We start from the raw sequence: 24,828 nt of genomic DNA, 5'->3' as shown, positions 1-24,828 counted from the left end.
TTACGCGACTTCCTCGCCGGAGCTCGCGTCGGTCGGGCCGTCGTCGCTTTCGGTTCCGTTCGCACCCTGCCCGCCGTCGTCGCTTTCGTCGTTCCTCTCGCCGTCCGGATCGCTCTCGTTGGCGTCGATCTCGCCGTCAGGGTCGACGTTGCCCCCTTCCGACCGCCGTTCCCGCTCCGCGAGGATGCGGTCGTAGGCCGCGCCCTCCGAGAGCGACGCGATCGATCCCCCGTTGAGTTCGTCGACGATCGTCCCGGCGTCGCCGTCGACTCGGTAGAGGCCGTACTCGGGACTCGCGTCCTCGATCGAGAGGCCGTCGTCGTCCTCGGCCCGGGTCTCGAACGCCTCGATCGCGTCCTCGACGAGTTCCTGCTGGCGCTGCTGGGCCTCGGTCATGTCGAGTTCCTCCTCGGCGACCCGCTCCCGGAGCTCCTCGATCTCCGCGGTGCTCGGGCCGACGACGGCGGTGAGAACGTCGCCGTGCTCGCCGCCGTCCCCGCCGTCGTTCAGCGGATTGACGTCGGTGCAGCCGGCCACCGTCGCGGCGGCGCTCGTTCCGGTAAGCTGAAGGAATCGGCGACGATCGTGTTCGCTGGTCATCGTAGTTCGAACGCGCCTGCCCACGAGAATAAGGGTTTTCGATCGCCGAGCCGTCACCGAGCCGACCCGCGTTCGGGCCCCTTTTCTCCCTGAACCGGTTACTCCGACGCGTGACATCCGGTACGCGACCCCCGCAGGCGACGACACTCGAGCACCCCGCCCTCGAGACCGCCCGGGAGGCGATCGCCGACGGCATCGACCGCGAGGCGATGATCACCGTCTTCGGACGATGCACCGTCGACTACGACGGTCGGGCCTCGAGCCGGCTCGAGGAGGGCGACCGCCACCTCATGCTCAAGCCCGACGGCGCGGCGCTGGTCCACACCGATGAGGGCCAACAGCCCGTTAACTGGCAACCGCCCGGCTGCGACCGCTCGGTTCGCTGCGAGGACGGCGCGCTCGTGATCGAGAGCGTGCGGTCCTCGCCCGACGAACGGCTGGTCGTCCGCTTCGAGCTGGTGGTGCAGGTTTCGACGTTCGCGGGCTCGGACCCGACCGAGATCGCGGTCGTCGGCACCGAGGAGGACCTCCGCCGGCGGATCCTCGAGGAACCCGGCCTGCTCGAGGAGGGGTTCACGCCGCTGGCGACCGAGCGGGACACGCCCGCCGGGGCGATCGACGTCTACGGCGAGGACGCGGCCGGGCGATCCGTCGTCGTCGAACTCAAGCGCCGACGGGTCGGCCCCGACGCGGTGAGCCAGCTTCGCCGGTACGTCGACGCCTTAGAACGGGATCTGCACGCTGACGCCTCGGTTCGGGGCGTCCTCGTCGCGCCCTCCGTGACCGACCGGGCCGATCGGCTGCTGGCCCGGCACGGCCTCGAGTTCGTCGCCCTCGAGCCGACCGATTGAGCTACGGCGCGTCGGTCCCCTCGAGCGTCGCGTCCGCGAGCACGTGGCCCTCCATCGCCTCCCGGAGGGCGTCGGCGTCGGTTTCGGAGCCGAGCTCGAGGGCGGTCTCGAGTGCGAAGACCGCGAACCGATACGTGTGCTCCCGGTCCGGCGGGCTCGGACCGCCGTAGCCGACCGCGCCGAAGTCGTTCGTTCCCTCCGTCGCGTCGGGGGTCCAGTCCTCGGGGATCGTCCCGATCTCCGGGGAGACGTTCCAGATGATCCAGTGGTCCCAGACCTTGCCCGCGGGCCCGACCGCGTCGGGGTCGTCCGCGATCAGCGCGAGCGACTTGGCCGCCTCGGGAACGCCCTCGATCTCGAGGGGCGGGTTGACGTTTTCCTCGTGATAGCCGTACCGATCGGGAATCCGTTCGCCGTCGCCGAACGCCGGGCTCGAGAGTGTGAGCGTCGCCATCGTTCGACGCTCCCACTCCGCCCACGAAGTAAGTTACAGGCGGAACAGCGCAATGTCACGGCCTTTAGGCCGTGGATACGCGTGTAAGCTTGATGACGCTTCGAACCGAAGACGGCAGTACCGGAGTTCCCATGTTGGGAAACGTCGTATTCGACGGCACCACGGCTTTGCCGTGACTTCCCGCGTGGTAACAAATCCGACTGAACCACTCCGCCACGTCCCGGCTCACGGGTCGGACGCGAATGGCGGCACCACGCGGGCTGAATACCCCGCTGGTGAGGACGAGCGGTATTCGGTCCGTTGACCCACTCGGCGCGTCCGAGGTGGAAGGCCCCATTGACAGGGCTGCACGCGCTGGAATCCACGCCCTCAGTCATAATTGGGCGGGTACTGTCGAAGGGAGGACGCGAAAGCGTACTTCGCTCCCGAGGAAACGCGCAATCTTGAACTCCGCTTCGCGGATTCCCGCGCCTAAAGTCGCGGGAGGATGTCAAACCGGAGCGCAGTAACATCGGTGTCAGCGCGGACTTATCCCGCTCGATCCGCTAGCGCTGGTGATGGCACTTGCCTCTCGACTCACGAGCCGCAGCGATAGCGACGACGAACCCCTCGAGCGCACCGAGACCGTCGCGGAGCCGACCGACGACGACGGATCGGTAACCGACTCCGCGCTCTTCCGCCTCGGGCGCGTCCTCTTCGGGGGCGTCCTCGCGTTCAACGCGATCGACAACCTGCGCAACCTCGAGGAACGCATCGGTTACGCCGAGTTCAAGGGCGCACCCGAGCCCGACCGCACCGTCCCCGCAGCGAGCGTCGGCCTGCTGCTGGGCGGGCTCGGCGTCGTCCTCTGGAAGCTTCCGGCCGCGGCCGCGCTCGGGATCGCCGGCTTCCTGGCCGGCACGACCCCGGTGATGCACGACTTCTGGAACCAGGACGATCCCGAAGAGAAACAGCAAGAGCAGATCCAGTTCCTGAAAAACACCGCGCTGTTCGGCGCCGCGCTCGCGTTCGCGCGAGTTGCCCGTCGCTCCGAGTAACGTTCGCTAACTGACTCGATTTTCGGTCGTTCGTTCACCTACTCCTCGAGCAGCCGCTGTAACCGATCGAGCTCCGTCAGCGCCTCGACTGGCGTGAGGTGGGCCAGCTCGAGCGAGCGGAGCTCGCTGGCGACGTCGTCGGGAAGCCCCTGACTCCCGCCGTCGGTCGAGGCCGGAACGTGGGACTCGTCCGCTCGTCCCGGCGGGCCTGACTGGGGGTCGGGCCCGTCGAGCGCCGACTCGTCCGCGTTTTCGGCGACGAGTTCCCGGGAGCGCTCGACGACCGCGGCGGGGACCCCCGCCGCGGTCGCGACCTCGACGCCGTAGGAGCCCGTCGCCGCACCGGGGGCGATCTCGTGGTGGAAGACCACCTCGCCCTCGCGCTGTTCGACCTCGAAGTGGAGCGTGAACGCGGCCTCGAGGTAGTCGGCCAGCTCGGTCAGCGGGTGGTGGTGGGTCGCGAACAGCGTCGGCGCGCCGACCTCGTCGTGGAGGTGCTCGGTGATCGCCTGCGCGATGGCCAGCCCGTCGGCCGTCGAGGTTCCCCGACCGACCTCGTCCAACAGGACCAGCGAGCGCTCGTCGGCCTCCCGCAAAATGGTCGCGAGTTCGTCCATCTCGACCATGAACGTCGAGCGCCCGCCCGCGATGTCGTCGCTGGCGCCGACTCGAGTGAAGATCCGGTCGACGGGTGAGATCCGGGCCGACTCCGCGGGGACGAAGCTGCCGACCTGCGCGAGAAGAACGATCTGGGCCAGCTGGCGCATATACGTCGACTTCCCGGACATGTTCGGCCCCGTGATCACCGCCAGCCGCCGATCGGGCGAGAGGACGGCGCCGTTGGGAACGAACGACTCCTGGGTGCGCTCGACGACGGGGTGGCGCCCGCCCTCGACGTCGATCTCGAGGTCGGCGTCGCGGTCGCGGATCTCCGGCCGGCAGTAGTCGTACTGGGCCGCGGCGGTCGCCAGCGAGACCAGGGCGTCGACCGTCGCCAGCGCGTCGGCCAGCGCCTGGACGCGCTCGACCTCGTTGGCGACCGCGCTTCGCACCTCGCAAAAGAGCTCGTACTCGAGTTCGTCCGCGCGCTCCTCGGCGCCGACGATCTCGTCCTCGCGGTCTTTGAGCTCGGGCGTGACGAACCGCTCGGAGTTCTTCAGGGTCTGGCGGCGCTGGTAGTCTTCGGGTACCGCCTCGAGGTTCGGGTTCGTCACCTCGATGTAGTAGCCGTGGACGGAGTTGTAGCCGACCTTCAGCGAGTCGATCCCCGTCCGCTCGCGCTCGCGGGCCTCGAGGTCGTCGATCCACTGCTTGCCGTCCCGCGCGGTTCCCCGGAGGTCGTCCAGATCCGCGTCGTACCCCTCCGCGACGATCCCGCCCTCGGTGATCTCGATCGGCGGGTCCGCGACGACGGCGTCGTCGATCAGCTCGCGGACGTCCGCGAGGGGGTCGAGGTCCTCGTGTAGCTCCCGCAGTCGGTTGCAGTCGGCGTCGGCGAGCAGCTCGCGGATCTCGGGGACGACCGCCAGCGTGTCCCGCAGCGAGCGCAGGTCCCTGGCGTTCGCCCGTTCGCGGGAGATCCGCCCGATCAGGCGCTCGAGGTCGTAGACGTCCCGCAACAGCTCGTGGAGGTGCTCGCGGGTCCGGACCGACCCCGTTAGCTCCTCGACGGCGTCGAGGCGGGCCTCGATCCGGTCGGGCTCGAGCAGCGGTCGGCGGAGCCAGTCCCGAAGCGCTCGCCCGCCCAGCGCGCTGGCGGTCTCGTCGAGGACGCCGATCAGGGTCGCGTCCTCGCGGGCCCGCACGGCGCGGGGTTCGAACAGCTCGAGGCTGCGCAGCGCGACGGCGTCTAACAGCAGGTACTCGCGGGGGTCGTACCGCGTGAGGTGGGTGAGATAGTCGAGGCGGGCGCCGCGATCGGACGCGCCGGCGTCCGCGTCGCTCTCGGCGCCCCCGCGGGCGTACTCGGCGTACTCGAGCAGGGCGCCGCAGGCCCGGACCTCGGCGTCGGCCGCTAGCAGGGCCTCTGGCTCGCCGAAGTACCCCGAGACGGTTTCGGTCGCGCGCTCGAGGGCGAACGCGTCGGGATTGAACGGCGTCACCATGCAGTCCTCGGGGAGGGGGTCGTCGCTCGCGTCGGGACCGACGACGGCCTCCGAGGGGGCGAACCGGCTCACCTCGTCGGCGATCGCCTCCCTCGAACTCGAGCTCGTCGCGAGAAAGTCGCCCGTCGAGACGTCCAGCAGGGCGACGGCGAGCTCCTCGTCGTCGCCGTCGCCGTCCCCCCGTGCCAGCGCGGCGACGAAGTTGTTGTCGTCGCCGGCCAGCAGCTCGTCCTCGGTGAGCGTTCCGGGCGTGATGACGCGGGTGACCGCCCGCTCGACGACGCCCGGGGACTCGCCGGGCTCCTCGATCTGGTCGGCGACGGCGACCCGGTAGCCGGCCTCGAGCAGCTCCTCGACGTACGATTCGGCGTTGTCGACCGGAATCCCAGTCATCGGGTACTCCCCCGTGCTGTCCTCGCGGCTCGTCAGTGTCACCTCGAGCAAGCGGGCGGTGCGCTCGGCGGCGCCGCAGAAGGTCTCGTAGAAATCGCCCACCTGAAAGAGCACGAGCGCGTCGTCGTAGCGCGCACAGAGGTCGTGGTACTGACGCATCATCGGCGTCAGCTCGTCGCGTTTCTCGGCCATCGCGTCTGGCGGGCCAAGCGCCGGATCCATACCCGCACTCGGCCGCTCGGCGGGGAAATAACTTGCTGGATCAGCGCTCGAGTTCGCGAGTCACCGTTCGAGATAGTGCTCGAGGTGGTCCTTGCAGCCCGGGTTGAACGACGCTTCACAGGCCGGACACCGCGAGTCCGAGTCGAGGTATTCGGGGGCCGTCAGCGTCGTCCCGCAGGCGCCACACAGCACCGACGGCTCGTCGAACCGCGCCTCGGGCCAGCCGACCGCGTCGTGGTCGGCGACGGCCGCGTGACAGCGAAAACAGGGGTAGTACCGCTCGCAGCAGGCAAACTGGAACGCGACGACGTCGCGCTCGCTGCGGTAGTGCTCACAGCGGGTGTCCGGGCCGACCTCGAGGCCGTACACGGCCGTCTCGCCGACGAGTCGCACGGTCGACTCGAGGACGGCCAGCGGCTTGGCGGTTTCGACGGAGCGTCGCGGAAAACGGTGGACTGGAGAGTGATCGACGGAGCGAGCCGGCGGCGATGGGCGCGCTACTCGAAGGCTTTCGTGTCGCCGCGGCGGTACCGTCCGAGTCGTCGGTACCCCTGGACGACGCCGTCCTCGTCGAGTTCGATCTCGTAGCGGCCGATGATGTCCTGGGTGTCGGGGACCGCCGAGCGCTCGACGACCTCGACGACCGCGCGCCAGCCCTCGTCCATCGGCGAAATCTCGCTGACGCCGTCGAACTCGTGGCCGACGAGCTTGCCCGCGGTTTCCCGGACCGTCTTCCGGATCGCGAGCACGCCGCCGAGCTGGTCGTCGGCGTCGACGTCCTCGGTGTCGACGTCCTCGGGGTCGGCGGCGTCCTCGTCGGCCATCTCCGCCGACTGGACGTCCCCTTCCTGGGTGTCGTCCTCGGCCTGCTCCTCCTGGTTGTCGTCCTGTTCGTCCTGCTCTTGTGCTGATTGGCTGTCGCTCACGGTCGGATCACTCTCGTCGTGTTGGTAACAGAACCCGTCCTCCTGGGCCGGACGGGAGCACCGCTGGCCGTCCCCGGTGCGCGCCCGGCACTGCTCTTGATCGGTCGTCTCGGCGTCGGCCATAGCTTACAGCGCGTCGGTGATCGTCTCTCGAAGGTCGTCGATCTCGTCGTCCTCGCCGGCGAGTTTCGGTGCCAGTACGTCGGTGAACACGTCCGCCAACAGCTCGTCGTCGACCTCGTCGGCGTCCGCCGCGAAGACGGTCAGCCCCTCCGCGGCGGTGATCGCCGCGCGGGTTCCGACGATGACGTCGAGTTCGTCCCGCAGCGTCCGGGTGGCGTCGACGACGCGCTCGACGGTCTCCTCAGGGGCGTCGACGTGGGCGGCGACGATCTCGCGTTCGGTCTCCGCGTCGTGGTAGTCGACGTGGACGCCGACGAACCGATCCAGCAGGGCGTCCTGCTGTTCGTGAACGCCCGCGTACTCGACGTCGTTCGAGGTGACGAGCAGCCGGAACTCGGGGTGGACGTCGATCGTCCGATCCTCGCCGTGTTTGCCCGGACGCTCGAGGACGCCCTCCTCGAGCACCGCCAGCAAGACGTTGTGGGCCGCGGGATCGCTCCGGGAGAACTCGTTGTACACGAGCGTCGCGCCCTCCTTGACCGCAACCGACAGCGGGTTGTCGACCCACCGCTCGCGGACGACCTCGGTCGTCTTGCTGACGCCGCTGACGAACTGGTCACGTTCCTCGTAGCGCTCGCCGCCGGAGTGGGTGCCCACGAGCTCGGCGGTGCCGACTGCCTCGTCACCGTTGAGCCAGACGACCGGGCGGCCCCGCTCCGCGGCCGCCGACAGCGCCAGCGCCGTCTTCCCACAGCCCGTCGGACCGATCAGGTGGACCGGCTGGCCGGCCTCGAGCCAGCCCGTGATCCGGTCTCGCACCGCGGTGACGGCGTTGGTCTCGACGAACGGGTCGGGGGCGATCTCCTCGGGACTCGTCAGCGTCGACGGGTCGGTGCCGTTCCCGCTTCCGCCACTGGTTCCGTTGGACGCGCGTCGCTTCTTCGCTTGTTTCTTCGCCTTCCGGCGCTTCTTCTTGCTGCGATCCGACCTGATCTTCCGGCCGCGAACCTTTCGGTCCCGCGAAGACGAATCCCCCATGTCGGTTACTCGGCGGACTGCGGCGAGGACTCGGGTCGCTCCTCGATCTCGAGCTCCTCGAGCTCCTCGAGATCGCCCTCCGCGGTGGCCTGTTCGATTTTCGATATCTCCTCCGCGTAGTGGAGGAAGGTGTCGACGGAGGCGACGACGACGCGGGCCTCGATCGTCAGGAGTTCGATCCCGACGACCGAAACGCGTGCCCAGACGTCGATGACGACGCCCTTGTCGAGTACTCGGTCCAGCACTTCCGCGAGACTGGAGGCGTCAGGTCTTCGTTGGGATGCCATTGTAACCGGCCGTTCTCGCGCGACCCGTAACAGTACTGTCGCTGCGCATGCAAGCTAGCGGAAGGCGGTGGGGGGTACTCGCCGACACTGCGTCTGCAAGCAGCACCATAACGCGCGCGGGCGCCGTACCCCGAGCTACGAGTTGTCGATCCAGTGGGGTCTTATCTTATGGTATGGACACACGCCTCGTTCCGAGCATCGAGACGGCCGCGTCGACGGACGGTGGTGCCGTCGTGAGCCACAAGTACGTCTACGGCGTCGTCGAGGCGAGCGACGACGTCGAGTTCGAGACCGACGCGGTCGGTGACGCGGATCGGGTCTACACCGTTTCCCACCGCCGCTACGCCGCGGTCGTCTCGGACATCAACACGACCGAACCCGAAGAGACCGACGAGGACGCCCAGCGCCACGACGACGTGCTCCGGGAGATCATGGAACACGACGGCGGGCAAACGATCGTCCCGATGCGGTTCGGGATGGCCTTCGAGGGCGACCGCGAGCTCAAAAACGTCCTGCGAAACGCCCAGCCCGCCTTTCGCCGGGCGCTGCGGGATATCGACGGCAAGATCGAACTCGGGCTCAAGCTCGTCGAGGAGGAAGACGCCGAGGTCGACCGGGAGGCGATCGTGGAGGACGTCGCCGACGTCCTCGAGCCGATCGCCGACCAGTCGGTCCCGAACGACCTGTTCAGCGATCGGCTGGTGTTCAACCGCTCGTACCTCGTCGACGAGGACGACCGGGAAGCCTTCGACGACGCAGTCGCCGACCTCGAGGACCGATACGAGGACCGACTCATGGTCCGGTACACCGGACCGTTCGCACCGTACAGCTTCGTCGACGTCAAGATCGGCGCCCAGTAACCATGTTCGTGCTCGACGACCTCCTGTTTCGACCGTTCATCGGCATCGTCGACGCGTTACACTCGATCGCGCTCGACGAGCTGTACGATCTCGACGAGCTCGAGGACCAGCTCAAGGAGAACCAGCTGCTGTACGAACTCGGCGAGCGCTCCGAGTCGGAGTACCGCGAGCGCAAGGAGGAACTCGAGGAGGAGATCGAGATCGCTCGCGAGGTCCACGAGCGATTCTCGAGCGGCCGTGTAGAGGTGAAACGATAATGTCCAACCACGCGAACGATCCGACCGAACCGAACGACGACCGCAGCGACTCCGACCACTGGCTGACCAGCCTGCTATCGGCGCTCGAGCGCGGCGACGCGTCGGTGACCGGTCGCCGACGCAGGAGTTCGACGCGCCTGAACTACGACGTCTCGATCGGCTCCGGACTCGACCGAGCGCTCGACAAGGTGCGGACACCGATCGACGACGATCGACTCCGGAGACGACCGCGCCGCCGTCCCTCCTCGCCGGACGGACACATGACCTCGCGGCACCACGAGGAGGAACTGCTCGTCACGGCCGACGTCGGCGGCGCCGACTCGGACGACGTCACGGTCGGGTTCGACGGGGACGAGCTCGTCGTCGCCGTCTCGAGGAGCGAACTCGACCGGGTCGAGGTTCCGTGGGCCGAACGAACGGCGACGGCGTCGTTCAAAAACGGCGTCCTCACGGTCGTCGTCGAGCCGACGGAGGAGCGGCGATGAGCGAGGAGGAAGAGCCCTTCGAGGAGCTGCTCGAATCGGGAGAGTCGAGCCTCGAGCACCTCCAGACGGTACTCGAGGACGTCGACGCACCCGAGGAGCTCGGCGACGACGAACTCGAGGGGCTGCTCGGCGACGTCGACGCGCTCGTCCGGGTCGCCCGGGAGACCGCGGAGCTGGTCGAGGCGCTCGACCTGAGCGAGCTGCCGGAAGCTGTCGACGGCGAGGAGCTGCTCGAGGCGATCGAAGCCGGCGAGATCCCCGACGCCGTCGCCGAGGAGGAAACCGGCGCAAGCGACGTCATCGACCTCACCCAGCTGTTCTCGGCGCTCGATCTGCTGAGCGTGTGGGACGCGGCGGATCTGACCGACATCTGGGAACAAAAACGCGAGCTCGACGAGGCGACCGACGCGCTCGGCGACGGCGAGGACGACGGCGCCCTCGAGGACGCCGCCGAGACGGTCGTCGACGAGGGCACCGATCTGGTCGGCGGCGACGACGGCGACGGGTTCCTCGACGAGGTCGATCCGAAGGAGGCCACGATGGAGGCGTTCGGGACGCCCGACGTCGAGGATGATCCCGAGGCCTACCAGGTGTTCATCCAGCAGCAGGCTATGCGGGGCATCGACGCCTTCCGCGGCGCCCTGCTCGAAACCCACGAGACGTTCCAGAAGCTCTACGAGACTAACCGGGAGAAGATGCGCCGGGAGGACACGAGCCCGTCCTCGCGGAACCCGACCGCCGCGTCGACGCTGCCGATCGAGCGACGGGACGTTGGCACCAGCGACACGCGCCACTCGACGGTCCCGAAACAGGTCAAGCTCTCGACGGCGCCGACCCGCAAGCGCATCTACGGGCGCCGGTTCGAGCTCGAACTCGAGCGAAAACGACGCCAACAGAACGATGACTGAGATCCTACCCAGCAACCGGACGGAACGAGCGGCGACTGCCGCCCGGGCACCGGGCGCCGACGCCCGCGCTCGGTCGAGACACGTAGCGGGGTCGGACCGACGGTCGACCCGCGGCGACGGAGGTGGTCGCCGTGGTCGATGAGTTCCAGCCCAGCCGCCAGAAGGCCGACCTCGCCGAGGTCGTCGAGATGCTGCTCGACAAGGGGATCGTCATCAACGCTGACATCGCCGTCTCGATCGGCGACACCCAGCTGCTGGGGGTCCAGCTCCGGGCCGCGATCGCCTCCTTCGAGACGGCGGCGAAGTACGGCCTCGAGTTCCCCGAGGGGACGGACATGCAACGGCTCGCCGAGGCCGTCGATGACCCCGAACTCGCCGCGGAGCGCCAGTCGACCGCCCCGATCGATCCGACCCGCGGCGTCAACGTGACGGCCGAGTCGGACGCCGACGAGGGGAGCGGATCCGCTGGCGGCGGGGCCGACTCCGACGGCGAGGACGAGGACGAGGACGTCGCGGCGCCCGACCACCCGGGTCTGAGTCCGGACCCCGATCGGCCGACCAGCGGCGGGTTCGACCTGCTCAGCGACGACGCCGAGGACGCCGACGACGAGGGCGACGAATCGGAGTCGACGGCGAACGACGACGAAACGGAGGGGGAGGACTGAACCGTGTCCACGATCGACGTCGGCGACGGCGAGAACGCGCGCGACGGGCTGATGACCCTCGTGATCGCCGTCGTCGAGATCCTGATCGAGGCCCTCGAGGGCGAGGCCGTTCGACGCATGGAGTCGGGCGATCTCACCGACGAGGAGATCGAACGGCTCGGGACCCAGCTCGCGACGATCGAGGACGAGATCGACCAGCTCAAGGCCGACGAGGGGATCGAGGACGGCGTCGAGGACCTCCGCGACGACCTGGACGGGCTGGTCTCGGACGCGATCGAGCAGCTCCAGGGGGAGACGACCCCGACCGACAAGCCCGGCTACTCCGTCTTCGGAGGTGACCAGCCGTGAGCTCCGACGAGCGCGATCTCGAGGGCGACCCCGAACCGGTCGTCGACGCCGACGACGTCCCCGAGATCGAGGAGGGGCGGTACCTCTACTGTCTGGTTCGGGCCGAGGAGGACGCCGCCCTCGAGATCGAGGGAATCGACGGCGAGCCGGTGTCGATCCTCGTCGAGGACGGAATCGGCGCGGTCGTTCACGCCTGCGAGGGGATCTACGACTCGGCCGATCTCGCGCAGGTCAAACGCTGGCTCGTGCGCCACCAGACGGTCATCGACGAGGCCAGCGAGCGGTTCGGGACGCCGATCCCGTTCCAGTTCGACACGATCCTCCGGGGCGACGACGAGCGCGTCCGGGAGTGGATCGACGGCGAGCGGGCGACCCTCGAGCGCGCGCTGTCGGGGCTGGCCGACCACTGGGAGTACCGCGTCGAGGTCGTCGAGGTCGACCCCGTCGACGACGAGGCGCTGATCGAGCGCGACGATCGGCTGCAGGAGCTTCGCGCAAAGATCGACGACTCCGAGGAGGGGACGGCGTTCCTGCTCGAGAAGAAACTCGAGCAGCGCCTGGCCGCGGTGCGGGCGAACCGCCGGGAGTCGGCGACCGACGACCTCGAGCAGCGCCTGGCCGGCGAGGCCCGGGAGGTCCACTCCCTCGAGCGCTCCCCGTCGGCGTCGCTGTCGGACGAGGTCGCCGACGACGGCGATGGCGACGGCGGCGAGACGCTGTGTCGGCTCACGCTGCTGGCCCACGAGGACGACGAGGGGGCGATCGGCTCGATACTCGACGACGTGGCGGCGACCGACGGGCTCGAGGTCCGCTTTACGGGGCCGTGGCCGCCGTACACGTTCGCGCCGGAGCTGGGCGGCGACGGAACGGAGGGGAGCGGATCGTGAAGCCGCAAAACGACGAGGACGCGCTGGTCGACCTGCTCGACGTCGTGTTGCGCGACGGGGCTATCTTGCGTGCGGACGTGATCGTTTCGGTCGCGGACGTACCGTTGATCGGAATCAAACTCTCGGCGGCGATCGCCGGAATGGAAACGATGACCGAGTACGGACTGTTCGAAAAATGGGACGTCGATCGCCGTGCCAGGGCGGTCGAACGCAGACGGTACGGGCGGCAAAGCGAGGACGGGACCGAATCGATCACCGTCAACGGCCGCGAGCGAGACGAACTCGAGTAGCGGTACGGCGGCCGTCGCCCCCTCCTCCGGGGGCGACCGGTCAGGCGAACGTCGGCCGCTCGGTCGTGAGTTCGACCTCGCCCGAGACGGACTCCTCCTCGCGAGCCTCGTCGTAGACGTACTGGCCGGTGCCGCCACACAGCGTGCACTCGTAGTTCTCGGAGATCTCGTTGATCATCTCGCCGTCCTCGAAGTAGACGCGGCTCTGGACGATCTGCAGGAACTGGGGTGTCTCGCAGTTGGCACAGGTGATCATACCCGGGAGGTAGCCGTGATCGGTTGTAGTTATCCGGCTTGTAACCGACGAGACGCGGCGACCTATGCAGGTCTTACTCGTCGATCGAAGCCGAGCCCTGCGACGGTTTCGGCCGCCGACGTTCCGGGTCGCTTCGGCCGCGATCGGCGTCCGAGTAAACGCGTCATAATCGCCGGACTGCACCGCGATCGTTCGGATCGTCGCGCTCGTCTTAGTAACCGGACAAGCGTCGATGTACGGCGGCGGAACTGACGGTACCGGAGTCTTTCCGCGGGCAGTCCCGGCTCGAGACGGGAGTCCTTCGGGACGGGCGGACGCTCGGCGACCGACGCTCCCGGTATCGAACGCGGCTCCGTCGGATCGACCGTCTCGGTTGCACCCTCGCTGTGCCGACGCCGGTAGACGAACCGACGGACTCGTCGTAGCCGCCCGCTACGGAGGTGTTATCCGGTTCCTGCCGAGAGTTCACCCGCGCTACCGCACGACAAGACGACGCATAACAATGGTCCTCTCGGCCGTCTCCTCGGTCGCGGGGATTCCCCCCCGCCGGGTACGCGCTCGGCCCGGACGCCGACGCGCCGATCAACCGATCGCGTGCGGTCGTGCCCGGACTCGACGCGGACTCGCCCCCGCCTCGAGTACGCTCATGTCTCTCACGCCAGGGTGGGCTCCCGCCCCCACCCGGTTCCCACGCCCTCGAGCGCGGGCTCTAGAACTCGGTGACGACCGGAATTCCGACCGTCCCGTAGTCGTCCATCGCGGCGAGTGTCTCCGGGAGCTCCTCGAGCGAGAGGCGCTCGCCGACGATCTTGCTCGGCTCGAGGGTTCCGTCCGCGATGAGTCGGAACAGCTCCTCGTAGCGAACCAGCGGCATCCCGAACGAGCCCCGGAAGTCGATCTCGCCCATCGTCATTGCGTCGACCGGCAGGGGGATCTCGCCGCCCTCCTCGTCGGTGGTGAGCCCGACCTGTACGTGCGTGCCGCGCTTGGCGAGGCTGCCGACCGAGTTGCGACAGGTCTCGGCGATTCCGAGTGCGTCGATCGAGATATCGGCGCCGCCGTCGGCGAGCGCTTTCACCTCGCTGGCGGGGTTGTCTGCCGCGGCGGCGTCGACGGTGTCGACCGCGCCGAGTTCGCGTGCGCGCTCGAGTTTGTCCTCGCGGACGTCGACGGCGATCGGGTGGGCGCCGAGCGCGCTCGCGATGTGGATCGCCGAGAGTCCGACGCCGCCACAGCCGTGGACGGCGACCCGATCGCCGGCCCGCAGCTCGGCCCGATCGGCCAGCGCGTGGTAGGCGGTCATGAACCGACAGCCGAGCCCGGCCATCTCCGCGAACCCGACGTCCTCGGGCAGCTTCACGCAGTTGAAGTCGGCCTCCCGAACCGGGAACGCCTCGGCGAACGCACCGGGAGCGACGCTCGCGAATCCCAGCGGAATCACCGTCTCGCAGACGTTCGCCCGACCGGTTCGGCAGTGCCGACAGCTGCCGTCGCCGAGGTGGAAGGGGACGGTGACGCGGTCGCCTTCCGCGAGCGTTTCGACGTCCTCGCCGACCGCCGCGACGACGCCCGCGGGTTCGTGACCCAGGATCTGTCCCGGCTGGGCCTGCGCGCCGACCCAGCTCCAGTCGCCCTGCCAGGCGTGCCAGTCGCTCCGGCAGACCCCGCAGGCCGCCGTCTCGACGACGACCTGGTCGGGTTCGGGCTCCGGGTAGTCGACGGTCTCGATCGAGAGCGGTTCGCCGTAATCCTCGAGCACTGCGGCTCTCATGTGCCGGAAGTACACACACCACGCACAAAAGTGTAAGCGCCGCGATCTATCGCTCGGGGCCGCCCCATAGCGGCGCCGAAAAACGGCTGAACGCGCCTCGAGTCGGTTGCGGCGACATTCATCCAGAATCCGCGCTCGAGGAATCAATTGATTAATACCTCCCAACTCCCTCTACCGTAGATGTGGCACCCGATATTACGCTGATGAACAGCGGGATCAACGGCCTGGATGAGATCCTCAACGGAGGGCTCGCCAAGGGGCGGATGTATCTCGTCCACGGACAGCCCGGCACCGGGAAAACGCTGCTCGGGATGCACTTTCTCGAAGAGGGGCTACAGAACGACGAGACGGTGCTGTTCATCCACGGAGAGGAGTCCAGGCGGGAGATCCTGGCCAACGGCGAGGCGGTCAGTATCGACATCAGCGACGCCGAGTTCCTCGATCTCGGCCCGGAATCGGACTTTTTCACCGACGACGACTCCTACGATCTGGTCGAACCGAGCGACATCGAACGCGACCGCTACACGAAACGGATCCACGAGGCGATCAAGGAGATCAATCCGTCGCGGGTCGTCCTCGATCCGATCTCGCAGCTCCGGTACGTCGAGGCCAACGAGTACCAGTTTCGCAAGCGGATCCTCTCGTTTATGCGGTTTCTCAAACAACACGAGATCACCGTCCTCGTGACGGCGACGCTGTACTCGGAGCCGGAGTACGACACTGAGCTTCGCTCGCTCAGCGACGGGATCGTCAAGCTGACCCGCGGCGAGGACGGACGCCGCGTCGAAGCGACGAAACACCGCGCGCTCGGGCAGCGGGGCGGCGACCACGGGATGGAGATCCGCGAGACCGGGCTCGAGATCTTCCCCCGTCTCATCCCCGAGCCCCACGAGCACGCGTTCACGCCCGAGCTGATCCACTCGGGAATCGACGAGCTCGACGAGCTGCTCGGCGGCGGGTTCGACCAGCGGACCGTCACCTTCATCAGCGGACCGACCGGGGCCGGAAAGACTTCGACGGGTACGCAGCTGCTCACCCAGGCCGCCCGTGACGGGCTCAACTCCGCGATCTACCTGTTCGAGGAGAACCTGGAGACGTTCACCCACCGCTCGGAGGCGATCGACATCCCGGTCACGGAGCTTCGCGAGGACGGGGCCCTCTCGGTGACCGAGGTCGAACCGCTCGCGCTCTCGAGCGAGGAGTTCGCCCACATGGTCATCGATCAGGTCGAGACGGCAGAGACCGATATCGTGATGATCGACGGGATCGACGGGTACACGATCTCGATACAGGGCCACCAACAGGACCTCGTCCGGGAGCTTCACGCGCTGGCGCGGTATCTCAAAAACAAGGGTGTCACCGTCATCATCACCAACGAGATCTCCGAGATCACCGGGATCTCCGAGGCGACCAACAACCAGCTCAGCTACATCGCGGACAACATCGCGTTCGTCAGCTACGTCGAGATGGACGGGAGCCTGCGAAAGGTCATCGGCGTCCTCAAGAAACGAACCGGGGACTTCGAGAAGACGCTCCGGGAGTTCGAGATCACCGGCGACGGCATCTACGTCGGCGAACCGTTGACCGGGCTCCACGGCATCCTCCAGGGATCGCCGATGACGCAGACGATCGGGACCGACGCAAACGAATGACGGAATCACACCGCAGTCCGAGTTTACGAGTGCACGCATGAGCAGACCCGACCGCACGGAGACGATCCAGGTGCTCATCAACGACGACGGGAACCGCGCTGCGGTCCGGGAACTGCTCGAGGACCGCTACGCGGTCGAGACGAAGCGATCGGTCGAGGACGCCGATCTCTACCTCGTGGACGACTACTCCTTTCACGACTACCACGACCCGCTTCGTGAACGCGTCGCTGAGAGCGACCCGGTGTTCTGTCCCGTCGTCCTCGTCCGTCGCGACGACGACCACCACGCGGTGCCGCTCCCGAACCCCCGCGAGCGCGACTCCCCGCTGTTGATCGACGACATCGTCGAGGCGCCGATCGATCGGACGCTGCTCTACCGGCGACTGAACACGCTGCTCGTGCGGCGAAACCAGTCCCAGGAGCTGATGCACTACGTCTCGAAACTCGAGGAGTCGAACCGCTCGCTCGAGCAGTTCGCCTACGCCGCCAGCCACGACCTCCAGGAGCCGTTGCGGATGGTCTCGAGTTACCTGCAGCTGATCGAACAGCGCTACGAGGACGACCTCGATCGGGAGGGGCGGGAGTTTCTCGGGTACGCGATCGACGGCGCCGATCGGATGCGGGACATGATCGAGGGACTGCTCCAGTACTCCCGGGTCGATACACGGGGGAGTCCGCTCGAGCCGATCGATCTCGACGACGTCCTCGACGAGGCGCTGGCTGATCTCCGGATGAAGGTCGACGAACACGACGCCGAGATCGAGGCCGAGTCGCTCCCGCGGGTCCGCGGCGACGAGGATCAGCTCCGGCAGGTCTTCCAGAACCTGCTGTCGAACGCGATCGAGTACAGCGACGACGAGCCCACGCGGGTACGGGTGACCGCCCGGCGCCGGGGACCGAAGTGGGAGGTTTCGGTGTCGGACAACGGCGTCGGTATCGATCCGGAGGACCAGGACCGGATCTTCGAGCTGTTCCAGCGGCTCCACAGCCACACGGAACACGACGGCAGCGGGATCGGGCTCGCGCTCTGTAAACGGATCGTCGAGCGCCACGACGGGCGGATCTGGGTGGAGTCGAACGACGAGTCGGGCTCGACGTTCTCGTTTACCCTTCCGGCGGTCGACGCCGGAGAGGCGTGACCGTCGCTGCTCGCGACGGAACCGACGGCGCTCGGTTTCGTCTCGACCCTCTCGAGTCCGAATGGGAAGGCGCTTTAGGGAGCGGTCCCTGCTCGGGAACGATGAAGCGACGTCGCATCCTGGCCGCCGGTGGAGCGCTCGTCGGAACGGCCGCCGTCGGCGTGGCGAGCCGATCGACGGGCGAACACGATCTGGTGGCGAGCGCGCGCCGATCCGACGGCGACTACGAGGCGAGTACGGAGGCGCTCCTTTCCGGAACGGTCCACGAGACGCCGCTGTACGAGATCGACGCTCCGGCGGACGGTCCCACCGCGATGGTTTTCGGGGGCATCCACGGCGACGAGTACAACGGGATCGACGTCGCCCGCGAGGCGACCGAGTGGGTGCCGGACGCCGGACGGCTCGTCGTCGTTCCCGAAACCGACCGGGTCGCGGTCGAAAACGACGAACGAGAGGGTCTCGAGGGAGACCTGAACCGCCAGTTCCCGGCCGACGGCGAGCCGACGAGCGAGCTCGCCGCCGGCATCTGGGACGCCGTCGAGCGCCACGATCCCGACGTCGTGCTGGATCTCCACCGATCGCTCGGGCTCTACGGCGTTCACCGGCAGTACGTCGGACAGGCGATCTTCCACTCGCCGAACGCGGCGGGGGACGCCCTCGCGGCGACGCTCAACGAGGACGCGGTGCCGTGGTACCTCCCGCTGCATCGCTTCGTCGCCAACGAGAGCCACCTCTCCGGGCCGCTGCTGTTCCACAAGGCCGCGCGCGAACTCGACGCCGCGTCGTACCTCTTCGAGACGACGGACTTCATGCTCGATCGCGAGACGAAAAACGAGATGACCCGTCTCGTCACCGCAGCCGCGCTCGAACGCCACGGGCTGCTGGAGGGACGATGACGGCGCCGTCGCTTCGCCGCGTGCTGGTCGCGCCCGCGACGATCGCGACCTACCTCCTGTTGGTCGTCCCGCTCGCGCTCGGCTGGCTCAAGACGTCGCTGCTGTCGCCGCTGGCGCTACCGGGATATCTGCTCTACACGATCGGCTCGGCGATCGGCAACCTCGTCGCCCCCCGCTTCGAGCTCTGGGCGTACTGGATTCCGTTTCTGACCGGCTGTTACGCCGTCTCCGTCGCGGTCGGCTACGCGTACGAGCGCCTAACCACATAGTTGCGACACGGCGACCGCCGCCGTCCTCGTCCCGTCTCCTCGCGTCAACTCCGCTCCCCGACGACCCGCCGCCGTCCGCTAAATGAGAATTGCTAGCAATGCTTATGGTGTGTGATCTCATAGCTCCGCGTGTACACCGACATGTCATCCAGGTCCCGACCGACCCGATCGACCACCCTCTCGCTATCGCACAAGGAGCAGTGGACGCTCCACCACGTCCTGCTCCACCGGATCGAACAGGAGGAAACCGCCGCCGACGCGACCGACGTCGACTCGCCGTCCCTCGAGCTGTTTCAGGCGTTCGATACGATCGACGACGGCCGGCTTCGGTTCACGGAGCCGCAGCTCGAGGCGGTCCAGCGCACACTCGCCACGTATCAGCGATCGACCGGGTGGTGGGAACTCGAGCGGAGCGAGCTCGAGTCGCTGCTCGAACGCGTCGCGACCGCGCTCGAAGTCGATCGGCTGCCGGCGGACTGAGCGGCGCGACGGCTCCGAGCGACGATTCTTCGGTTCGCACTCGAACTTCGCGAGGGGCGCCCGAAAACGAGACGGCTCGAACCGAACGGGTAGCGTCCTCGAGGCGGTCTAACAGTCGACCGGCAGATCGTCGACCGTTCGGTCGTCGCTGAGGTCGTAGTCCTCGCCGGCGCCGATACCGCCGCTCGAGTCGGAGCTCCCGTCGCTCGAGTCGTCGGTGTCGTCCTCGGTATCGTCGTCGGAGGTCTCCTCGGTATCCTCGGAGTCAGTTTCCTCGGTGTCCTCGGAGTCGGAGTCCTCAGAGTCGGAGGTATCCTCGGCGTCCTCGGAGTCAGTACCCTCGGAGTCGTCGTCGGTTTCGTCCGCATCGGCGTCCTCGCCGTCGGCCTCCTCGACGTCCGATTCCTCCTTGGGCTCTTCGACCTCGTCGTCCGTCTCGGTCTCGTCGGACTCCTCCTCGGCGCCGTCCTCGTCGTCGGACGTCTCGCCGTCGGGGGCGTCCTCGAGACGGCTCTCGATCCAGTTGAGGATCGCCTGGGTGCCGTGGTGGGGCGCGGTCGTCTCGCCGGCCAGCTCGAACTGGGGCGTGAAACTGACGCCGTCGTCGTCGGCGATCTCGGCGATCCGCTCGACCGCCGCGTCGTACTCGCCGGCCTCCGCGCGGTCGACGCAGGACTCGGCGTTCGTCACGTCGGCCGAACGCGCGCGGTCTTCGAGTTCGTCGTAGTCGACGTATCCCGACGGCGAGTTCGCGTACGTCTCGGAGACGAACTGCCAGTAGCTGCTCGAGTCCTCGTTCCAGATCGCGAGTCCGACGGCCGCGAGCCGCGGATCGCTGTCCGAGATGTAGTGCTGCGAGGTGTCGCCGGGCTCGTACGCGAGGTTACAGAAGCGGACGTTGAGCCGTCCCGTAACGACGAACTCCTCGACGATCTCCTGGAGGTTGCCGGAGACGAAATCCTGCGTGTAGGGACACTTGAAGTTGCCGTAGACGGTCGCCGTCGGCGCGTCGGCGTTCGTTCCGATCGTCGGATACGTGCGTTCGTCGGCATCGTCCGGAACCGGGACGGCGTCGTCGGACGCCGTGCCCGCGGACCCGACCCCAGCGAGTCCGAGCAGCGAGAGGGCCCCCGTAGCTGTCAGTACGCTTCGACGTGTCGTCTGCGACTTCCGTGACATCGACTCCTGGTCCGCAGGGGAGACGTATAAACGGATTCAGCCGTTCTGTACGCTTCCCCGGAATTTACGAAGGTTCCGCCCGTTCCAGACATCTCTCGGAATCGCAACCGATTACCGTACTGTTTCAGCTTCGTCAGCGACCGCTCAACTACGATCGCTAATCGCAAGACGGCGCCGTCGTTCGCTCTCGAGAACGATTACTCCGACCCCAGTTCGAGTTTCGATTTTCGAATTGATGTAAGTACGACGGGCGGTCGCGGCTAATTCAACTTTCAACGGTACACACTGTCACTCGAGGACGAGAGACGCGCGATCGAACACCACGAACTGACGCCCGCTCGCGGGTCGATCGGTTCGCCTCGTCTGAATGATCAGTCACCCCCCGACTCGAGCGGGTCGACCTCGGCACCGCCTCGAGGCGGGTCGACGGTCGACCGAACTGCGGCGGAGTCCGTGTCGTCGGCCTCGGGACGGATCACCGCGCGTCCCGCCCCGAGTTGAGCACGACGAGGAGGCTGCTGAGCCCCATCAACACGGCGGCGATAAGCGGATTGATGTACCCGAGGACGGCCAGCGGGATCGCCACGGCGTTGTATCCGAGCGCCCAGCCGAGGTTCTGGCGGATCCGCCGGCGCGTCGAGCGCGAGATCGAGAACACCGTCGGGATCGCCTCGAGGTCGTCGTCCAGAACGACGACGTCGGCCGCGTCCATCGCAAGGTCGGTCCCGCCCTCGAGGGCGATTCCCATGTCGGCGCGGGCGAGCGCCGGCGCGTCGTTGGTGCCGTCGCCGATCATCGTCGTCGTCCCCTCGGCTCGGAGCCGACGGACGATCGCCTCCTTCGACTCCGGCCGGACGTCGGCGAACACCTCGTCGACGTTCGGGTGGTCACGGAGCCACCGGGTCGCGCGCTCGTCGTCTCCGGTGAGTACCACGATCCGTCGATCCTCGGCGGACAATTCGTCGACGACCTCCGCCCAGCGCTCCCGGCGCTCGGCGCGGATCGCGACGACGCCGCGGACGACGCCGTCCCAGCCGACGACGGTGGGATGGAGCCCGCGCTCGCGGGCCGACTCGATCGCCTCGGCGAAGCGGTCCGGCAGAACCCACCCCGACGATCGGAACGCCGACGGGTTGCCCACGCGAACCCGACGGCCGTCGACGAGCGCCGAGACGGACCGGCGCTCGCGCTCGAACGCCTCGACGGTTCGGTCCGGCGGCCCGCCTGCCGCGGCGACGATCGCGTCGGCGATCGGGTGGTTCGACCGCGCCTCGACGGCCGCCGCCTGCTCGAGGACCGTCTCGGCGTCGTCCGCGACCGTCGACTCGACGGTCATCTCGCCGGTCGTCAGCGTCCCCGTCTTGTCGAAGACGACGATCTCGGAGTCGGTAATCCGCTCGAGGACGTTCGGCGAGAGGACGACCGTGCGGTTCCGGGCCGCCCGATCGCTGCCGGCGGCCAGCGCCAGCGGCGTGGCGATCCCGAGCGAACACGGACACGAGACGACGAGGACGGACAGCCCGATCAGCAGGGCCGACTCCGGCGGGCGCCCGGCAGCCAGCCAGCCCGCGGTCGCGATCGCCGCGACGCCGACGATCAGCGGGACGAACGCCACGGCGAACGCGGTGACGAGCCGCTGGGCGCCCGCGTCGGTGCTCTGGACCTCCCACAGCAGTTCGACGAGTCGGTCGAGCGTGCTCGAGGCGTCGTCGTCGACCTCGACGACGAGGGAGCCGTCGACGACCGTCGAGCCGCCGATGACGTCCTCGCCGACCGACGCCGAGCGCGGGATCGACTCGCCGGTAACCAGCGCCTCCTCGACCGTCGCGGACCCGTCGACGACCGTCCCGTCGAAGGGGATCCGGTCCCCGGCGTTGACGAGGACGCGGTCGCCGCCCTCGCACTCCGTCCGAGAGACCTCCGAGATCGAGCCCCCGTCCTCGAGCACGCGGACGGTCTCGTCGCGGGCCGCCGCCAGGTCGGCATGGGTACCGACGGCCCGCCGTTTCACCTTCGACTCGATGCGGTTGCCGACGGTGACGACGACGAGGATCATCACTGCGACGTCGAAGTAGAGGTGACGCTCGCCGAGCAGGAAGGCCGCGACCGAGTAGCCGTACGCCGCGAGCACGGCGATCGCGACGAGCAGGTCGACGTTCGGTCGGCGAACCGCGAGGCTGACGGCCGCGCTCCTGAAGATCGGGTAGCCGATCCCGAGCACGATGAGCGAGCTCCAGACGGTCAGCGGCACGAACACCATCATTCGGATCGTCGACCCGTAGAGGAACGACTCCGGGTAGATCCCCAAGTACGTCGGGTAGATGAACAGGAGGTACGGCGCCATAACCGGCATCGCGAGGATGACGGCCAGCGCCGTCCGGTACCGCTCGAGCGTGGATCGGTCCCGCTCCTCGCCGTCCTCGCCGGGTTCGGCGGCGCGGTAGCCGGCCCCGCTGACCGCCGCCGGCAGCTCCTCGCGGTCGACGACGTCCGGATCGTAGGCCAGACGGATCATCTCGGTGGCGTAGCTCACCGCCGCGTCCCTGATCCCCGGCGTCTTCGTCGCCGTCGTCTCGAGATACGTCTCGCAGGTCGTGCAGTGCATCCCGTCGACCGAGAGGTACGCGGTCTCGAGGCCGTCCTCAGCCGTCGCCGGCTCGAACGACGCCGTCGATTCCGTCGGGGTCGTCGTGGGGTCCGCTGGCCCGTCCGCGTCGTCGACGAGCTGGTACACCTCGAGACAGCCCCGACAGCAGAATTCCCCGTCGATCGCGTCGTCGCGAACCGGCGACTCCTCCGCGGGGAGCCCGCAGAGGGTACAGGTCGTCATTTGGTCGCCTCGGCGTACGTCCACGGATCGTATATGGGTTGTCCCTCCAATCGCCCGCCCCCGCGGGGGTCGACGGCGCGTTCGCGGGCCGGCTCGGCCCCGCCGGCGGCAGCTACAGCGCCGCGCCGACGTACAGTGTCACGACCAGGAACACCCACACGACGTCGACGAAGTGCCAGTACATCGCGACGGTCTCGACGGCGGTGTGACGGTCGGCCGAGAACTGGCCGGCGAGCGCGCGGACGAGGACGATTCCCAGCAGGACGACCCCGAGGGCGACGTGAAGTCCGTGCAGTCCCGTCAGGGCGAAGAAGGCGCTCCCGAAGACGTCGGTGACGCCGGTTCCCTCGACGACGAGGAGCTCGTAGTACTCGAACAGCTGCCCGCCGACGAAGATCACGCCGAGCGCCACCGTCGCCCCGAGCAGCGCGAGGAACCGACGACGGTGGCCGTCCCGGATCGCCTCGTGGGCGACGTGCAACGTTAGGCTGCTGAGAATCAGGATAGCGGTGTTGATCGCCACGACTGACGACAGCAGCGTCGGGAGCTCGCCGGGGGGCCACGGCCCCGTCCGGACGAAGAAGTAGTAGACGAACCCGGCGCTGAAGGTCATCACGTCGGTGGCGAGAAAGAGGACCATCCCCCACCTGAGGTCGAGGCCCTCCTCGGCCGACGCCCGCTCCCAGTAGCTGCTGACGAACCCGTGGTAGGTCCACCCGTACAGGCTCCCGAGGAAGATCCCGACCCCGCCGACGATCAGTGCGAACGGCAGGAGCCACCCGACGAGGGGGTCGGCGCCGTCGGCGAGCGTCGCGAGGGCGGCGCCGAAGTACAGCCCCGCGATGCCGATCGCGGTCACAAGCGGCCACCAGCTCGCTTCGCCGAATCCGCGGGGCCAGTCTTCGGGCGCAGGCGGGTGATGGTCGACTCCCTCGCTCGGCTCGTCGGCGGATTCCATATCGATCCCCACGACCCGGACCCGCAAAAGCGTCATCCATGCGGGTGATTCATACCGCTTCGATCCGAATCCCGATTCGATGGCGAACGAATCCAGGGGATCGAGTCCGTGGCCGCTGGTCGCCGCGCTCGGAATCGTCGCGACCGAAGCCGGCGTCCTGTTCGGGCTGGTACCGATCGCCGTCGGCGGCGTCTTAGCCTTCGGCTCGAGCTGTGCGGGGATGATCGCCGAGGTCGGGTACGCGTCGGAACCGTGGCGACCGCTCCGGATCGTCGGCGCGGGAATCGCCGCCATCAGCGCCGCGGTCTGGATCGCCGTTGCGCCCGCGATAACCCCGAGCGGGCTCGCCGCCGGCGTCGCGACCGACGGGATCGCGGTTCGGGCCGCAATCGTCTTCGTGTCGGCCGCGTTGCTGATCGCGGCCGGCGCCGTCGGCCCGGTCGTCGCCGGCGGACTCGAGCGGTGATCGCCGCGGCGTCTAGAACGCGGCGACGGCGAGGCCGCTGACGAAGACGCCGGCGGCGGCCGCGGCCAGGGGCAGTCCGAGCGCCACCTGTCGTGACATACCTCCCCTCCCTCGTCGCGCCCCTAAAAGGGATCGACCGTTCCGCGACCTGCCCCACCCACCCGCGGTGCCGACGGGGGCCCGACAGGTATTACCCG

29 protein-coding genes are annotated in these 24,828 nt (G+C 68.1%); 16 read left to right on the top strand and 13 right to left on the bottom strand.

What is annotated here, in order from left to right:
* Positions 1 to 600: a hypothetical protein gene (locus GWG54_RS09235; protein ID WP_167937497.1), complete on the bottom strand. Its 600-nt coding sequence runs from the start codon at positions 598 to 600 to the stop codon at positions 1 to 3.
* Positions 601 to 710: 110 nt separating this feature from the next.
* Between GWG54_RS09235 and nucS the strand changes: the two genes are divergently transcribed.
* Positions 711 to 1,451, top strand: a complete 741-nt coding sequence (gene nucS, locus GWG54_RS09230) for an endonuclease NucS (protein WP_167937496.1) — start codon at positions 711 to 713, stop codon at positions 1,449 to 1,451.
* Between the two features lies 1 nt (position 1,452).
* On the opposite strand, the gene GWG54_RS09225 is transcribed toward nucS, so the two are convergent.
* Positions 1,453 to 1,905 (bottom strand): YbhB/YbcL family Raf kinase inhibitor-like protein, encoded by a 453-nt coding sequence (locus GWG54_RS09225; protein ID WP_167937495.1) that lies wholly within the window; start codon positions 1,903 to 1,905, stop codon positions 1,453 to 1,455.
* Between the two features lie 557 nt (positions 1,906 to 2,462).
* On the opposite strand from GWG54_RS09225, the gene GWG54_RS09220 reads away from it, so the two are divergent.
* Positions 2,463 to 2,942 (top strand): DoxX family membrane protein, encoded by a 480-nt coding sequence (locus GWG54_RS09220; protein ID WP_167937494.1) that lies wholly within the window; start codon positions 2,463 to 2,465, stop codon positions 2,940 to 2,942.
* Between the two features lie 38 nt (positions 2,943 to 2,980).
* Here GWG54_RS09220 and mutS read toward each other — a convergent pair whose 3' ends face one another.
* The 5 genes from mutS to gvpA all read right to left on the bottom strand — a co-directional run bounded on the left by mutS (position 2,981) and on the right by gvpA (position 8,036).
* Complete coding sequence (gene mutS / locus GWG54_RS09215; protein WP_167937493.1) at positions 2,981 to 5,662, bottom strand: DNA mismatch repair protein MutS; 2,682 nt, start codon at positions 5,660 to 5,662, stop codon at positions 2,981 to 2,983.
* Between the two features lie 60 nt (positions 5,663 to 5,722).
* On the bottom strand, positions 5,723 to 6,055 hold the full coding sequence (locus GWG54_RS09210; RefSeq protein WP_167937492.1) for a CHY zinc finger protein: 333 nt from the start codon (positions 6,053 to 6,055) through the stop codon (positions 5,723 to 5,725).
* 104 nt (positions 6,056 to 6,159) lie between these two features.
* A complete protein-coding gene (gene gvpO, locus GWG54_RS09205; RefSeq protein ID WP_167937491.1) occupies positions 6,160 to 6,711 on the bottom strand; it encodes a gas vesicle protein GvpO, halophile-type in 552 nt (183 codons plus the stop codon).
* Between the two features lie 3 nt (positions 6,712 to 6,714).
* Complete coding sequence (gvpN, locus tag GWG54_RS09200) at positions 6,715 to 7,749, bottom strand: gas vesicle protein GvpN (RefSeq protein ID WP_167937490.1); 1,035 nt, start codon at positions 7,747 to 7,749, stop codon at positions 6,715 to 6,717.
* Positions 7,750 to 7,754: 5 nt separating this feature from the next.
* Positions 7,755 to 8,036, bottom strand: a complete 282-nt coding sequence (gene gvpA / locus GWG54_RS09195) for a gas vesicle protein GvpA (protein WP_015322023.1) — start codon at positions 8,034 to 8,036, stop codon at positions 7,755 to 7,757.
* A 233-nt stretch (positions 8,037 to 8,269) separates the two neighbouring features.
* Here gvpA and GWG54_RS09190 point away from each other — a divergent pair, with 233 nt between their 5' ends.
* The 8 genes from GWG54_RS09190 (at position 8,270) to gvpM (ending at position 12,736) form a co-directional block, all read left to right on the top strand.
* Positions 8,270 to 8,896, top strand: a complete 627-nt coding sequence (locus GWG54_RS09190) for a GvpL/GvpF family gas vesicle protein (protein WP_167937568.1) — start codon at positions 8,270 to 8,272, stop codon at positions 8,894 to 8,896.
* A gap of 2 nt (positions 8,897 to 8,898) precedes the next feature.
* Positions 8,899 to 9,153, top strand: a complete 255-nt coding sequence (gene gvpF / locus GWG54_RS09185; RefSeq protein WP_008424560.1) for a gas vesicle protein GvpF — start codon at positions 8,899 to 8,901, stop codon at positions 9,151 to 9,153.
* The gene (locus tag GWG54_RS09180; protein WP_167937489.1) at positions 9,153 to 9,638 is read left to right on the top strand and encodes an Hsp20/alpha crystallin family protein; all 486 of its coding nucleotides are present in this window, start codon (positions 9,153 to 9,155) and stop codon (positions 9,636 to 9,638) included. The genes gvpF and GWG54_RS09180 overlap by 1 nt, the downstream gene beginning before the upstream one ends.
* Entirely contained in the window at positions 9,635 to 10,546 is a 912-nt protein-coding gene (locus GWG54_RS09175) for a hypothetical protein (protein ID WP_167937488.1), read from the top strand. Before GWG54_RS09180 ends, GWG54_RS09175 begins: the two co-directional genes overlap by 4 nt.
* A gap of 131 nt (positions 10,547 to 10,677) precedes the next feature.
* A complete protein-coding gene (gene gvpJ / locus GWG54_RS09170) occupies positions 10,678 to 11,211 on the top strand; it encodes a gas vesicle protein GvpJ (protein WP_167937487.1) in 534 nt (177 codons plus the stop codon).
* A 3-nt stretch (positions 11,212 to 11,214) separates the two neighbouring features.
* Positions 11,215 to 11,559: a gas vesicle protein K gene (locus tag GWG54_RS09165; protein WP_167937486.1), complete on the top strand. Its 345-nt coding sequence runs from the start codon at positions 11,215 to 11,217 to the stop codon at positions 11,557 to 11,559.
* Complete coding sequence (gene gvpL, locus GWG54_RS09160) at positions 11,556 to 12,446, top strand: gas vesicle protein GvpL (RefSeq protein WP_167937485.1); 891 nt, start codon at positions 11,556 to 11,558, stop codon at positions 12,444 to 12,446. The genes GWG54_RS09165 and gvpL overlap by 4 nt, the downstream gene beginning before the upstream one ends.
* Positions 12,443 to 12,736: a gas vesicle protein GvpM gene (gene gvpM, locus GWG54_RS09155; RefSeq protein ID WP_167937484.1), complete on the top strand. Its 294-nt coding sequence runs from the start codon at positions 12,443 to 12,445 to the stop codon at positions 12,734 to 12,736. Before gvpL ends, gvpM begins: the two co-directional genes overlap by 4 nt.
* Positions 12,737 to 12,776: 40 nt before the next feature.
* Here gvpM and GWG54_RS09150 read toward each other — a convergent pair whose 3' ends face one another.
* Together GWG54_RS09150 and GWG54_RS09145 are read right to left on the bottom strand one after the other, a co-directional pair.
* Entirely contained in the window at positions 12,777 to 12,992 is a 216-nt protein-coding gene (locus GWG54_RS09150) for a hypothetical protein (RefSeq protein ID WP_008424567.1), read from the bottom strand.
* A 709-nt stretch (positions 12,993 to 13,701) separates the two neighbouring features.
* Positions 13,702 to 14,763 carry a zinc-dependent alcohol dehydrogenase family protein gene (locus GWG54_RS09145; RefSeq protein WP_167937483.1) on the bottom strand — a complete coding sequence of 354 codons (1,062 nt, stop codon included), beginning with the start codon at positions 14,761 to 14,763 and terminating at the stop codon, positions 13,702 to 13,704.
* A 203-nt stretch (positions 14,764 to 14,966) separates the two neighbouring features.
* Between GWG54_RS09145 and GWG54_RS09140 the strand changes: the two genes are divergently transcribed.
* The 5 genes from GWG54_RS09140 to GWG54_RS09120 all read left to right on the top strand — a co-directional run bounded on the left by GWG54_RS09140 (position 14,967) and on the right by GWG54_RS09120 (position 19,198).
* Entirely contained in the window at positions 14,967 to 16,415 is a 1,449-nt protein-coding gene (locus GWG54_RS09140) for an ATPase domain-containing protein (RefSeq protein WP_167937567.1), read from the top strand.
* 37 nt (positions 16,416 to 16,452) lie between these two features.
* Positions 16,453 to 17,553 (top strand): ATP-binding protein, encoded by a 1,101-nt coding sequence (locus GWG54_RS09135; protein ID WP_167937482.1) that lies wholly within the window; start codon positions 16,453 to 16,455, stop codon positions 17,551 to 17,553.
* A gap of 101 nt (positions 17,554 to 17,654) precedes the next feature.
* Entirely contained in the window at positions 17,655 to 18,449 is a 795-nt protein-coding gene (locus GWG54_RS09130) for a succinylglutamate desuccinylase/aspartoacylase family protein (protein WP_167937481.1), read from the top strand.
* Entirely contained in the window at positions 18,446 to 18,718 is a 273-nt protein-coding gene (locus tag GWG54_RS09125) for a hypothetical protein (protein WP_167937480.1), read from the top strand. The genes GWG54_RS09130 and GWG54_RS09125 overlap by 4 nt, the downstream gene beginning before the upstream one ends.
* Positions 18,719 to 18,859: 141 nt before the next feature.
* Positions 18,860 to 19,198 carry a hypothetical protein gene (locus tag GWG54_RS09120; protein ID WP_167937479.1) on the top strand — a complete coding sequence of 113 codons (339 nt, stop codon included), beginning with the start codon at positions 18,860 to 18,862 and terminating at the stop codon, positions 19,196 to 19,198.
* A gap of 108 nt (positions 19,199 to 19,306) precedes the next feature.
* Here GWG54_RS09120 and GWG54_RS09115 read toward each other — a convergent pair whose 3' ends face one another.
* From GWG54_RS09115 to GWG54_RS09105, 3 genes are all read right to left on the bottom strand, one after another.
* Positions 19,307 to 20,377 (bottom strand): thioredoxin domain-containing protein, encoded by a 1,071-nt coding sequence (locus tag GWG54_RS09115; RefSeq protein WP_167937478.1) that lies wholly within the window; start codon positions 20,375 to 20,377, stop codon positions 19,307 to 19,309.
* 475 nt (positions 20,378 to 20,852) lie between these two features.
* Positions 20,853 to 23,207 carry a heavy metal translocating P-type ATPase gene (locus GWG54_RS09110; RefSeq protein WP_167937477.1) on the bottom strand — a complete coding sequence of 785 codons (2,355 nt, stop codon included), beginning with the start codon at positions 23,205 to 23,207 and terminating at the stop codon, positions 20,853 to 20,855.
* Positions 23,208 to 23,319: 112 nt separating this feature from the next.
* Positions 23,320 to 24,165: a heme-copper oxidase subunit III gene (locus GWG54_RS09105; RefSeq protein ID WP_167937476.1), complete on the bottom strand. Its 846-nt coding sequence runs from the start codon at positions 24,163 to 24,165 to the stop codon at positions 23,320 to 23,322.
* Between the two features lie 79 nt (positions 24,166 to 24,244).
* Between GWG54_RS09105 and GWG54_RS09100 the strand changes: the two genes are divergently transcribed.
* Entirely contained in the window at positions 24,245 to 24,631 is a 387-nt protein-coding gene (locus GWG54_RS09100; protein WP_167937475.1) for a cox cluster protein, read from the top strand.
* Between the two features lie 12 nt (positions 24,632 to 24,643).
* Here GWG54_RS09100 and GWG54_RS20665 read toward each other — a convergent pair.
* On the bottom strand, positions 24,644 to 24,828 hold a 185-nt coding region (locus GWG54_RS20665; protein ID WP_209438360.1), incomplete at its 5' end, for a hypothetical protein.

The sequence above is a fragment of the Natronococcus sp. JC468 genome (genome assembly GCF_012163165.1).
Classification (GTDB): domain Archaea; phylum Halobacteriota; class Halobacteria; order Halobacteriales; family Natrialbaceae; genus Natronococcus; species Natronococcus jeotgali.
This window is presented reverse-complemented; position numbering and strand designations above follow the sequence as displayed.

What these genes read in the sequence shown, in the direction of transcription:
- GWG54_RS09235 (WP_167937497.1), bottom strand. Translation starts at nt 600, where the DNA reads ATGACCAGCGAACACGATCGTCGCCGATTCCTTCAGCTTACCGGAACG.
- GWG54_RS09225 (WP_167937495.1), bottom strand. Translation starts at nt 1,905, where the DNA reads ATGGCGACGCTCACACTCTCGAGCCCGGCGTTCGGCGACGGCGAACGG.
- GWG54_RS09220 (WP_167937494.1), top strand. Translation starts at nt 2,463, where the DNA reads ATGGCACTTGCCTCTCGACTCACGAGCCGCAGCGATAGCGACGACGAA.
- mutS (WP_167937493.1), bottom strand. Translation starts at nt 5,662, where the DNA reads ATGGATCCGGCGCTTGGCCCGCCAGACGCGATGGCCGAGAAACGCGAC.
- gvpO (WP_167937491.1), bottom strand. Translation starts at nt 6,711, where the DNA reads ATGGCCGACGCCGAGACGACCGATCAAGAGCAGTGCCGGGCGCGCACC.
- gvpN (WP_167937490.1), bottom strand. Translation starts at nt 7,749, where the DNA reads ATGGGGGATTCGTCTTCGCGGGACCGAAAGGTTCGCGGCCGGAAGATC.
- gvpA (WP_015322023.1), bottom strand. Translation starts at nt 8,036, where the DNA reads ATGGCATCCCAACGAAGACCTGACGCCTCCAGTCTCGCGGAAGTGCTG.
- gvpF (WP_008424560.1), top strand. Translation starts at nt 8,899, where the DNA reads ATGTTCGTGCTCGACGACCTCCTGTTTCGACCGTTCATCGGCATCGTC.
- GWG54_RS09180 (WP_167937489.1), top strand. Translation starts at nt 9,153, where the DNA reads ATGTCCAACCACGCGAACGATCCGACCGAACCGAACGACGACCGCAGC.
- GWG54_RS09175 (WP_167937488.1), top strand. Translation starts at nt 9,635, where the DNA reads ATGAGCGAGGAGGAAGAGCCCTTCGAGGAGCTGCTCGAATCGGGAGAG.
- GWG54_RS09150 (WP_008424567.1), bottom strand. Translation starts at nt 12,992, where the DNA reads ATGATCACCTGTGCCAACTGCGAGACACCCCAGTTCCTGCAGATCGTC.
- GWG54_RS09145 (WP_167937483.1), bottom strand. Translation starts at nt 14,763, where the DNA reads ATGAGAGCCGCAGTGCTCGAGGATTACGGCGAACCGCTCTCGATCGAG.
- GWG54_RS09140 (WP_167937567.1), top strand. Translation starts at nt 14,967, where the DNA reads ATGAACAGCGGGATCAACGGCCTGGATGAGATCCTCAACGGAGGGCTC.
- GWG54_RS09135 (WP_167937482.1), top strand. Translation starts at nt 16,453, where the DNA reads ATGAGCAGACCCGACCGCACGGAGACGATCCAGGTGCTCATCAACGAC.
- GWG54_RS09130 (WP_167937481.1), top strand. Translation starts at nt 17,655, where the DNA reads ATGAAGCGACGTCGCATCCTGGCCGCCGGTGGAGCGCTCGTCGGAACG.
- GWG54_RS09125 (WP_167937480.1), top strand. Translation starts at nt 18,446, where the DNA reads ATGACGGCGCCGTCGCTTCGCCGCGTGCTGGTCGCGCCCGCGACGATC.
- GWG54_RS09120 (WP_167937479.1), top strand. Translation starts at nt 18,860, where the DNA reads ATGTCATCCAGGTCCCGACCGACCCGATCGACCACCCTCTCGCTATCG.
- GWG54_RS09115 (WP_167937478.1), bottom strand. Translation starts at nt 20,377, where the DNA reads ATGTCACGGAAGTCGCAGACGACACGTCGAAGCGTACTGACAGCTACG.
- GWG54_RS09110 (WP_167937477.1), bottom strand. Translation starts at nt 23,207, where the DNA reads ATGACGACCTGTACCCTCTGCGGGCTCCCCGCGGAGGAGTCGCCGGTT.
- GWG54_RS09105 (WP_167937476.1), bottom strand. Translation starts at nt 24,165, where the DNA reads ATGGAATCCGCCGACGAGCCGAGCGAGGGAGTCGACCATCACCCGCCT.
- GWG54_RS09100 (WP_167937475.1), top strand. Translation starts at nt 24,245, where the DNA reads ATGGCGAACGAATCCAGGGGATCGAGTCCGTGGCCGCTGGTCGCCGCG.